The 10,399-nt window shown below is 40.6% G+C and carries 11 protein-coding genes and 1 pseudogene; 9 read left to right on the plus strand and 3 right to left on the minus strand.

Features of this window, described 5'->3' with window-relative positions; all coding sequences use genetic code 11:
* The first annotated feature begins 71 nt into the window (after positions 1–71).
* The 5 genes from dprA to hemF all read left to right on the plus strand — a co-directional run bounded on the left by dprA (position 72) and on the right by hemF (position 3,793).
* A complete protein-coding gene (dprA, locus tag ACRWQM_RS18285; protein ID WP_434932056.1) occupies positions 72–1,100 on the plus strand; it encodes a DNA-processing protein DprA in 1,029 nt (342 codons plus the stop codon).
* Positions 1,101–1,102: 2 nt separating this feature from the next.
* A complete protein-coding gene (locus ACRWQM_RS18290; protein ID WP_226412314.1) occupies positions 1,103–1,576 on the plus strand; it encodes a DUF494 family protein in 474 nt (157 codons plus the stop codon).
* 116 nt (positions 1,577–1,692) lie between these two features.
* Positions 1,693–2,256 carry a DNA topoisomerase family protein gene (locus ACRWQM_RS18295; protein WP_434927646.1) on the plus strand — a complete coding sequence of 188 codons (564 nt, stop codon included), beginning with the start codon at positions 1,693–1,695 and terminating at the stop codon, positions 2,254–2,256.
* Positions 2,257–2,280: 24 nt separating this feature from the next.
* On the plus strand, positions 2,281–2,847 hold the full coding sequence (locus tag ACRWQM_RS18300) for an L-threonylcarbamoyladenylate synthase (protein WP_434927645.1): 567 nt from the start codon (positions 2,281–2,283) through the stop codon (positions 2,845–2,847).
* A 4-nt stretch (positions 2,848–2,851) separates the two neighbouring features.
* Positions 2,852–3,793, plus strand: a complete 942-nt coding sequence (gene hemF / locus ACRWQM_RS18305; protein WP_434928900.1) for an oxygen-dependent coproporphyrinogen oxidase — start codon at positions 2,852–2,854, stop codon at positions 3,791–3,793.
* An 11-nt stretch (positions 3,794–3,804) separates the two neighbouring features.
* Here the strand turns inward: hemF and ACRWQM_RS18310 are convergent, their stop codons facing one another.
* Positions 3,805–4,239: a group II truncated hemoglobin gene (locus ACRWQM_RS18310; RefSeq protein ID WP_434930836.1), complete on the minus strand. Its 435-nt coding sequence runs from the start codon at positions 4,237–4,239 to the stop codon at positions 3,805–3,807.
* A gap of 172 nt (positions 4,240–4,411) precedes the next feature.
* Here ACRWQM_RS18310 and ACRWQM_RS18315 point away from each other — a divergent pair.
* The 4 genes and pseudogenes from ACRWQM_RS18315 to ACRWQM_RS18330 all read left to right on the plus strand — a co-directional run bounded on the left by ACRWQM_RS18315 (position 4,412) and on the right by ACRWQM_RS18330 (position 8,215).
* A pseudogene (locus ACRWQM_RS18315) lies at positions 4,412–5,795 on the plus strand (amidohydrolase).
* Positions 5,796–5,805: 10 nt separating this feature from the next.
* Positions 5,806–7,077, plus strand: a complete 1,272-nt coding sequence (locus ACRWQM_RS18320; RefSeq protein WP_434930837.1) for an amidohydrolase family protein — start codon at positions 5,806–5,808, stop codon at positions 7,075–7,077.
* A gap of 44 nt (positions 7,078–7,121) precedes the next feature.
* A complete protein-coding gene (gene aroE / locus ACRWQM_RS18325) occupies positions 7,122–7,955 on the plus strand; it encodes a shikimate dehydrogenase (protein WP_434930838.1) in 834 nt (277 codons plus the stop codon).
* Entirely contained in the window at positions 7,955–8,215 is a 261-nt protein-coding gene (locus tag ACRWQM_RS18330) for a DUF1488 domain-containing protein (protein WP_434930839.1), read from the plus strand. The genes aroE and ACRWQM_RS18330 overlap by 1 nt, the downstream gene beginning before the upstream one ends.
* 68 nt (positions 8,216–8,283) lie before the next feature.
* On the opposite strand, the gene ACRWQM_RS18335 is transcribed toward ACRWQM_RS18330, so the two are convergent.
* Positions 8,284–9,492 carry a sensor domain-containing diguanylate cyclase gene (locus tag ACRWQM_RS18335; protein WP_434932057.1) on the minus strand — a complete coding sequence of 403 codons (1,209 nt, stop codon included), beginning with the start codon at positions 9,490–9,492 and terminating at the stop codon, positions 8,284–8,286.
* Between the two features lie 234 nt (positions 9,493–9,726).
* The gene (locus ACRWQM_RS18340) at positions 9,727–10,278 is read right to left on the minus strand and encodes a gamma carbonic anhydrase family protein (protein WP_434930840.1); all 552 of its coding nucleotides are present in this window, start codon (positions 10,276–10,278) and stop codon (positions 9,727–9,729) included.
* Between the last annotated feature and the right edge of the window lie 121 nt (positions 10,279–10,399).

The raw sequence follows: 10,399 nt of genomic DNA on the forward strand, positions 1-10,399 counted from the left end.
TGGTCGACTGGTTAGTTGTTTCTGCAGTATCCGGGCTAGGACCCGCTCGGATTAAACAATTATTAGTGCACATGGATGTTGAAGAGTTAAGGCAAAGGTTGCAATTTGAACCTGATGCCTTACCGCTTTCTTCTCAATCTTTGAGGGCGTGTAAAATCGATTTAGATAAAGTCGATAGCGCCCTCGACTGGCTTGAGCAAGCAGATAATCATCATCTTATCTGTTTATCTGACCCTTTATATCCTCCACTGTTACAGCAAATATATGACCCTCCCTCAATTCTTTTTGTCAAAGGGCAAGTAAACGGATTATTACCGCCTTCAATCGCTATAGTGGGTAGTCGTAATATGTCATTACATGGCGCAGATACGGCCGCCAGTCTCGCTCGTGGCCTTTCTTGTTCTGGGTTTAGTATTACCAGTGGGATGGCAGCGGGTATCGATGGTGCAGCGCATAAAGCTGTGGTGGCTAATAATGGCGTGACATTAGCAGTATTGGGTTGTGGGGTAGATGTTGTCTATCCTAAAAGGCACAAATCGTTATACGACAATATTCAGCAAGATGGCTGCATCATTAGTGAGTTTTGGCCTAAAGTGAGTCCGGTAGCGGGGCATTTCCCTAAACGTAACCGCATAGTCAGTGGTTTGAGTTTAGGGACTGTTGTTGTTGAGGCGGCACGTAAAAGTGGCTCACTGATTACGGCTCGATTAGCAATGGAGCAAAACCGCGAAGTGTTTGCTGTTCCAGGGTCGACGGTGGCGGGATATCATCAAGGTTGCCATGATTTAATTAAAAATGGGGCAAAACTTGTGGAGGATGCTGCCGATATAATAGAAGAATTAGGGTGTTTATCTGAGTATCACCTTGTACAATTGCATCATCGTCACCATATACAAGCTAGCGAAATGAGTAATTTGCCATTTCCTTCGCAGTTAGCTAGTCTGTTAACAAGTGTAGGGTATGAGACTACAACAGTTGATACAGTAGTCGAGCACAGTGGAAAACCGATAGATCTGGTGTTAGTAGAATTGCTTGAACTTGAGTTACAAGGGTGGGTTGCAGTAGTGCCCGGTGGTTACGTCAGACTAAAGAGGAGTTAGCCATGTTTGATATCCTCATGTATTTATTTGAGAACTATGTCCATAGCGAAATAGAGTTATTGGTTGATGAAGATGAATTAACCAAGGAACTGACACGTGCCGGTTTTCATCAGGTCGATATTATTAAGGCCTTGGCATGGCTTGAACGTTTAGCGGACTTACAAGAAAGTGATAAACCGTATTTATGTAACCATGCACAGCATTCTTTCCGTATTTATACTAAACAAGAGGCTGCCAAGTTAGATGTGCAATGTCGCGGCTTCTTATTGTTTCTAGAGCAAATCCAAGTCTTAAGTGTTGAAACCCGAGAAATGGTTATCGACAGGGTGATGGACTTAGACGAGCCTATATTGGTATTGGAAGATTTAAAATGGGTGGTATTGATGGTGTTATTCAATGTCCCTGGAAATGAATCCGCTTATGAACAAATGGAAGATTTAATCTTCGAGCAGCCAGATGGCCATTTGCATTCGTAGTGTTGCTAAGCATTAAATAAAAAGGAGGCTATGCCTCCTTTTTCGATCCCGATAGGGTAAAATTGTTTTAATTTAGATAAAGCCTATTCAAATCAAACATAACAATTAGATGAGTCATGTCAAAAATTGATCAACAATTATTTACTGCCCATGAGCATGCTTTAGAAAAAGAGTATGAACTCTGCCCAAAGTGTGGCTGCGAGTTATCGCTAAAGCATAGCAAACATGGCAGTTTTGTTGGTTGTAATAATTATCCTACATGTGATTATACCCGGCCTTTAGTACAACACGAGTCGATAGAGACCCAAGTGATTGCTGGTTCAAGTTGCCCTGAATGTGGGCATGAATTGGCGGTTAAATCAGGGCGATTTGGTATTTTTATTGGTTGTACTCATTACCCGGAATGCCATCATATTGAAAAGCATGATCACAGTAATGAAGCGGAAGCGATAACATGTCCACATTGTCAAAAAGGACAGTTAGAGTCGCGTACTAGCCGCTATGGTAAAACGTTTTTTGCCTGTAGTGCGTACCCAAAATGCAAATATATTGTTAATTACCCGCCTGTTAATGAGCCGTGTCCTGATTGTGGTTTTGGCATTTTAGTCGAACGCAAAGGGGCTGCAGGCTATCGTTTAGAATGTCCTCAAAAAGCCTGTAAATACAAACGGTCACTATAATTTAACTTGTGTTAAGGATTAATCATGTTGCAATTGCAACCCGATGCTGTAGTTGACGTTATTTCTAAAGGTGGCGTAATTGCTTACCCAACCGAGGCTGTATTTGGATTAGGCTGTGATCCCGATAACGAGATTGCTATACAAAAACTACTCGATGTAAAGCAACGGCCATGGCAAAAAGGACTAATCTTGATTGCCAGTCATTATGAGCAATTAGCTAACTATGTCGATGAATCTCAGTTAACCTCAGTTCAGCTTGAGTTTGTGCTGTCTAAATGGCCTGGTCCATTTACGTTTGTTATGCCCATTAAGTCGAATGTTTCATCATTATTGTGTGGTGAATTCTCTTCTATTGCCGTTAGGGTGTCAGCACATCCTACTGTGCGCGCCCTTTGCGACACGCTGCACAAACCGTTAGTATCAACCAGTGCTAATCTAGCGGGAGAAGCGCCCGTAATGCAAACAAAGCAAATTTTAACCGATTTTAACGGCAAAATAGATGCGCTGGTGTTGGGATCATTAGGTGAACAACGCCAACCATCTACGATTATTGATGCACGCACAGGACACGTTATTAGAAATGGAAACTAATTTTATGCAAAAAGGCTCAGATACCTTAGTTGTACCTAATGTAGAACAAGTAAAAACATTTTTATTGTCACTTCAGCAACGAATTTGTCAGCGTTTAACTGCGCTTGATGGTAAGTCGACTTTCAATGCCGAGTCTTGGAAGCGTGAAGAGGGTGGTGGTGGCACCAGTATGGTATTAACCCAAGGAAATGTATTCGAACAAGCAGGGGTTAACTTTTCTCATGTTATGGGTGCAGCAATGCCTGCGTCAGCCACAGCACATCGTCCTGAATTAGCGGGTAGAAGTTTTGAGGCTATGGGAGTGTCATTAGTTATTCATCCAAATAATCCTTATATTCCAACAACCCATGCTAATGTGCGCTTTTTTATTGCCAGTAAAGAAGGTGCTGATCCCGTTTGGTGGTTTGGTGGTGGATTTGATTTAACGCCTTATTACCCGTTTGAGCAAGATGTTGTTAGTTGGCATCAAACTGCACATGATTTATGTCTGCCATTTGGTGAAGACGTTTATCCTAAATATAAAAAATGGTGTGATGAGTATTTCTTCTTACCCCATCGTAATGAGACTCGTGGTGTCGGTGGATTGTTTTTTGATGATCTAAATGAGCCAGGATTTGAACAAAGTTTTGCGTTTATGCAAGCTGTGGGTAATGGTTTTATTGAAGCCTACGAGCCTATTGTTGAGCGTAATAAAGCATTGGAATACCAAGATGAAGAAAGACAATTTCAGCTTTATCGTCGTGGACGCTATGTTGAGTTCAATCTAGTTTATGACCGAGGCACTTTGTTTGGCTTACAAACGGGGGGGCGCACAGAGTCTATTTTAATGTCTATGCCGCCTTTAGTTCGTTGGGAATATGGCTTTACGCCAGAAGCGGACACTCCAGAGGCTGAATTATATGAGTACTACCTTAAACCGCAAGACTGGCTAGGGCTGAACAAGTAAGTGTTAGCTATTTACTGATTACGCATGTGATCAGCTAAAGTTGAAATAGCCTGAATAATCGCATGACGATGTTCAGGCTTTTTTATACATTTATCAATAGCTGCCCGCATACAAATTAGCCATTGGTCACGCATAGATTCATCTATTGAAAATGGCATATGTCTGGCGCGGAGTGCCGGATGACCATATTTTTGTTGATAAAGTGGTGGTCCGCCGAGCCAACCAGTTAAAAATTCATATAGCTTGGCTTCAGATTCTGCTATTGGTGCGCGATGAAGTGCCAGTAGTGTTTGAGTTTCTGGTCGTTGTTGCATTTGTTGATAAAATTCATGGGCAATCGCTCTTATCACTTTATCACCACCAATTAAATCATAAGCATTAGATTGCTCAGCATCTCTGTGATGATCTACTTGCTGTTTTTCGAAGATTTTCTTCAGCCAATTCATTGTGATACCGTCTATTTGTTTGTTAATTATTATATATCATTTAATCTTTTTCTTACCAGCAACAACCAATGACAACTTTGGGTTAATGTTTTGAAACGATTTAGTTAAATCTTTTTATGTTGTTTGTTCGACTATCTTGCTAAATTGACCTCAATTTCAAAGGAGAACAATAATGACTAAGATGATGCCATCTTTAGTGATGATTGCTGTCACTGCTGCCCTTATGGGATGCAACCAATCAGAAGCTCAAGATCCAAAAGTAACAATTAATAAAAATCCTTATCCGAGTACTTATCAAGCCTTACCCAGTAAAAAAACGATAATCAAAAATGCAACAGTGTTAACTGGTACTGGTGAGAAAATCGAGAATGCTGACCTGATTATTATTGATGGCAAGATTAGTGCTGTTGGGCAAAATCTAGTTGCAGATGACGCCACTGTCGTCGATGCGAAAGGCAAGTGGGTCACTCCTGGTATTATTGATGTGCATTCTCATTTGGGGGTTTATCCTAGCCCTAATGCTGAGTCGCATAACGACGGTAACGAAATGACCAATCCTGTGACGGCGGAAGTATGGGCTGAACACAGCGTATGGCCGCAGGACCCCGGCTTTAATCGGGCTAGAGAAGGTGGCGTAACCACGATGCAGATCTTGCCGGGTTCAGCTAATTTAATCGGTGGTAGAGGTGTGACATTAAAAAATGTCCCATCTGAAAGCATGCAAGGCATGAAGTTTCCAGATGCGCCCTATGGTTTGAAAAATGGCCTGTGGTGAAAACCCTAAGTCGCTTTACGGTAGCCGCAATGAACCACCGATGACACGTATGGGCAATATGGCGGGTTATCGCCAGGCGTTTATTGAAGCGACTGAATATAAGCGTGCTTGGGATAAGTATGAAGCCGATTATGCTGCAGGCAAAAATGCCGTTGCACCTAAGCGCGATTTAACCCTAGATACTTTACAAGGAGTGTTAGAAGGTGAAATTCTAATCCACAATCATTGTTATAAAGCCGAAGAAATGGTGATGATGATTGATTTAGGCAAAGAGTTTAACTATCACTCTGGCACATTCCACCATGCAATTGAAGCTTACAAAATTGCCGATACGTTAGCTGAAAATGGAAACTGTGCTGCTATGTGGCCAGACTGGTGGGGATTCAAGTTAGAAGCATACGATATGGTACTTGAAAATGTTGCCATTGTTGATGCTGTTAAAAACTCCTGTGCGGTTGTGCATTCAGATTCTCCTGTCACGATTCAACGCTTGAATCAAGAAAGTGCCAAAATCATGCACAATGCAAATGCCAATGGTTTTAATTATACAGAAGAACAAGTCATTAGCTGGATTACGACTAATGCTGCTAAGTCTTTAGGCATTGCCGATAAGACTGGTTCATTAGAAGTAGGTAAGAACGCTGATGTAGTTATTTGGAACGTAAATCCGTTTAGTGTCTACGCTAAAGCTGAGCAAGTATTTATTGATGGTGCAAAAGTCTTCGATGATAAAGATGCGCGCTATCAAGCTCAAAGTGACTTTTTACTTGGACAGGAATAAGGCCAATAACATGAAGAAAATGACAAAAACGTTACTTGCCTTATCGATGGCAAGTGCCATGTTAGGTACATCGGGTTTGGCGTTAGCTGAATCATTTGCAATTACTAATGCCACTGTACATACAGCCACAGAACAAGGCGTACTAGAAAACGCTGTAGTTGTCGTTAAAGATGGCATTATTACTGCGGTAAATACGGCAAATAGCCTTGCAGCATATGAGGTCGATAAGGTTATCGATGCCAAAGGGGGCGTTGTTACCCCTGGGTTTATAGGTTCGATGAACATACTGGGTCTAGTTGAAATCAGTGCGGTAACTGAATCTGGCGATGCTCAAGATAAAAAAGCGGATATTACTTTTGATCCTAGCTATGCCTACAATCCAAAAGCCAGCAGCATAGCGTTTACTCGCAAAGGTGGCATTACCCGCAATGTTGTTACTTCAGGTGGTGGGGAGGATATCTTTGCTGGTCAAACATTTGTTATCGATCTAACAGGTGGGTGGGATAGTGTTAAACAAACTAATACCGCAGTATTTGTTGAGCTAGGCGCTAACCATGAGGGATCTCGAGCGACGTATTTACAGCAATTAGTTACTCAGCTTGAAAAAGCGCAAAAGTCACTTGAAAAGGCCTCTAAAGGCAAAAAAAGTAAAGATAATGAAGACGCTGAGCCAGAAGCCGCTGACGAAATTATCAATCAGTTACTTGCAGGGGAAAAGCCGCTTATCGTTGCCGCCGATCGTGCTAGCGACATGTTAGCCGTGCTCAAAATTAAACAGCGTTTTAAGCTAAATGTTATCTTTGTTGGCGCAGCGGATGCGGTATTAATTGCTGATGAAATAGCTAAAGCCAATGTGCCGGTGATTATTGATGCAATGCGTAACTTACCTGAAAGCTTTGACTCTTTGCATAATGATTTAAGCAATGCGGGCAAATTAAATGTCGCGGGTGTCAAAGTTATATTATCCAATATCGGCGATAGCCATAATGTGTATAGCCTACGTTATAGTGCAGGCAATGCCGTTGCTAATGGTATGGATTATAATGCGGCTTTAGCATCAATGACGGCAAACGTCGCAGATGTGTTTAACATCGACAGCGGTAGAATTGCTGAAGGCAAGGTTGCTGATATTGTTATCTGGAATGGAGACCCATTCGAATACAGTAGTCATGTAGTCAAAATGTACATTGATGGAAAAGAGCAAAGTACGCAAAGTCGTCAGGACAAGTTACGCGAACGTTACACCACACCATCTGACTTACCGCGTGGTTATACAAAGTAAATCCAATTGAGTATGAACATGCTGTATTAGAGAGAAGATAATTGATGACCGATTTATATGCCGTATTAGGTAATCCGATTGCACAAAGTCAATCACCGTATATTCATAGTGAGTTTGCTAAGCAAACCCAGCAAAATATGAGTTACCAAACAATACTTGCACCGGTCGATCAATTTGAGGAAACCCTGCGCACCTTTATAAAAAAAGGTGCGAAAGGTGCCAATATCACCGCCCCGTTTAAAGAGCAGGCTTATTCGCTTTGTGATGAACTCAGTGAGTTAGCTCAATTAGCGGGTGCGGTGAATACGTTGACGTTTACTGAAGATGGTAAAATATACGGCGATAATACCGATGGGGTGGGGCTGGTAAATGATCTTGAAACGCAGTTCGGGCCACTCAAAGATAAGCATGTATTATTAATTGGAGCTGGTGGCGCAGCAAGAGGGTGTATATTGCCAATTTTACAGCATCATGTTGCTCAATTAGTTATCTGTAATCGAACTCATGAAAAAGCACAACAGTTGCAAACCTTGTTTTGCGATTATGGTAACTTTTTTGCGAAACCGATTGAGGAAATCCAGTCTCCATTTGATTTAGTGATTAACTCAACCTCAGCAGGTTTATCAGGGCAACTAATATCTCTGCCGAGTGTTATTATCGATGAAACAACAGACTGTTATGACATGACTTATAGTCAGCATACTACGGTATTCAATCAGTGGGCCAAAGACCAAAACGCACATCAGACAGCTGATGGTTTAGGGATGTTGGTTGGTCAGGCAGCTAAAAGCTTTAACCTATGGCGTGGAGTTACTCCTGATACCGATCCTGTTATGGAAAAACTGCGACAGTCACTTGCTCAAAAGGTGTCGAGTTAATGAATCAAAGCGTGATTTTTACCGATCAACTCTATATGGAAACAAATCAAGTTAGATTTATTGCTCAACAGCAGGGAATGCATATTAACTGTATTGCAAGCTTTGCTGTAATCAGTGCGCTTTGCGACCATCAAGTGGTTAATGAACATAACGCGGTTCACTTGTTTGAACAATGTCGATTTGATTTAGAAGATAAAGCCGAAGTGCTGATTGAACAAGAAGCTTTCAGTGATAGTGGTGACATATTCTTATCGTTATAACTCATGTATAAATGCATTTCTCACAACACGACTTAAATACAAGAGTTAAGTTATATTAGCATTTTATATCAAGCCTGCTTTTTGAGTTTTTTTTGAACATACATACTGTGATCCGCCTGCTTAAACGCACCTTCCCAATCCTGATCATAGCGCGCAACTCCATAACTAAAATGAATAGCAGGTGTTAACTGTGTAAGTTCATCTTGCATTTGGGTAATTTGCTTCATCAATATTTCAATTGGACCGTAGCATAAAGCGATGAACTCATCACCACCATAACGAGCGACCAAAAATTTTGGATACCACATTGATTTTAGCGAATTAGCCAACGCTTTTAGTGCATCATCACCTGCTTGATGCCCATGTTGATCATTTAATGGTTTTAAGTTGTCCATATCCAAAATAATGATGTAACTCCCTAAATTGGGTGCATGTTGCCATTGCAGAACGGCAGCATCAAATTTTTTACGATTATAAAGTTCGGTTAATCCATCATTATTAGCCAAACTTTCTATTTCTTTCGACTTCTGATACAACGAAATCGCGTTAGCGGCCTCGGATGTTAAAATATTGACTAAACTAATATCGTAGTCCCCAAAAGTTCCCGCCTTAGTACTGTCTAAATTCATCATTCCATAAAGTTGTCCTTTAATCCTAATTGGACTGGATAATGTTGAACAAATAGGTTTTGTTGATGCATCAGGTAGAACAAATGGGTCATCATTTTTGGCGCTTTTAGCATTGATGTTACTAATGACAACCGTTTTATGAAAACGCCCCTTAGTTAAACGATATAGAAAGGTTTCTTTTAGCGTAAAGTTAACATTTTGCAGGGCATCCATATTTAGCCCTATAACGGAGGCAAACTGTAACCGATCAGTCATATTGTCTACCAATATAATACTGCCCATTTCTGCATCATCTACAGCGGATACCGCTTTTTGTAAAAGTGCGTCTAGAAATGATTTTTCAGAGTCATACTTATTCGATAAATTAACTAACTCGTAGGTTGTATCATTGATATGGATAACCTGTTCCAAATGCTGCCAAAGTCGTAACATATTTTGCTTATATATGTAAAAGCTAATTGCATAGCTGGCCAGATACCCGCCAATAATCAACGTTAAGTATAAGTAAGTTTGTTCAATAGCTGGGGTAAAAATGATAATAGTGCAAATAAGACACAGAGGAAGAGCGAGCAGCAGAAGATGTTGCTTAAAATCAATATAGGCGATGTGTTTATTGTTAATTCGATTTTTAGTTTGCACTACACTCATCCTAAGTAAAAAATGAAGTCCAGTAACCGATAAGGTGGGGGACTTTAAACGGTCTGCATAACGATTTTTCAATACTAAAGTGACAATCTTTGCTAAATATAGACTAGAGTCACGACTTATACACAACTAAGATATAATCATTTATTAATTGATACGATAAATAAAAGTGTTATAAGCATTAAGAGTTTAAACTAAATGGACCAAGCTTATATTGGCCCATATTAGGCTTCGTCATTAGCTCGACTGTTGTAAGTCCACTAAGTATTCATTTTTTAACCGAACATAATTATCAGCAGACTGCGGTAAAAAAGCACGTTCAGCATCCGTCAAGGCTCTAATCTGCTTACAAGGGCTGCCAACATACAAATAACCGCTTTGCAAAATCTTATTCGGTGGTACTAATGAGCCCGCACCGACAATGACATCATCTTCTACTACTGCACCATCAAGTAAAATCGCGCCCATGCCTATTAATACACGATGACCAATCTTACAGCCATGTAACATTGCTTTATGCCCAATGGTGACATCGTCACCTATAATTAAGGGATGTCCATCAGGATTAGCAACTGATTTACGGGTTACATGCAATATACTGCCATCTTGTACATTGCTGCGTTTACCAATACGGATCTTATTTACATCACCACGCGCGGCCACTAATGGCCAAATACTTGCGTCATGGTCTAATTTTATGTCACCCACAAGCACGGCTGACTCATCAACATAGACATTATCAGCTAAATTAGGGTGGATCCCTTGGTAAGTTCTTACATTAGTAGACATAACAATCCTTATATATTCACGGTTTGAGACAGTATAATGCTTAAAAACTAGCTGGTCAGGCTAAATTATCCGCAAACAAGCCAAAAATAACAAATAACTTTAAAAAAGGGGTTGCGTGGTT

Source organism: Shewanella sp. HL-SH5, from assembly GCF_051163755.1.
GTDB lineage: Bacteria > Pseudomonadota > Gammaproteobacteria > Enterobacterales > Shewanellaceae > Shewanella > Shewanella glacialimarina.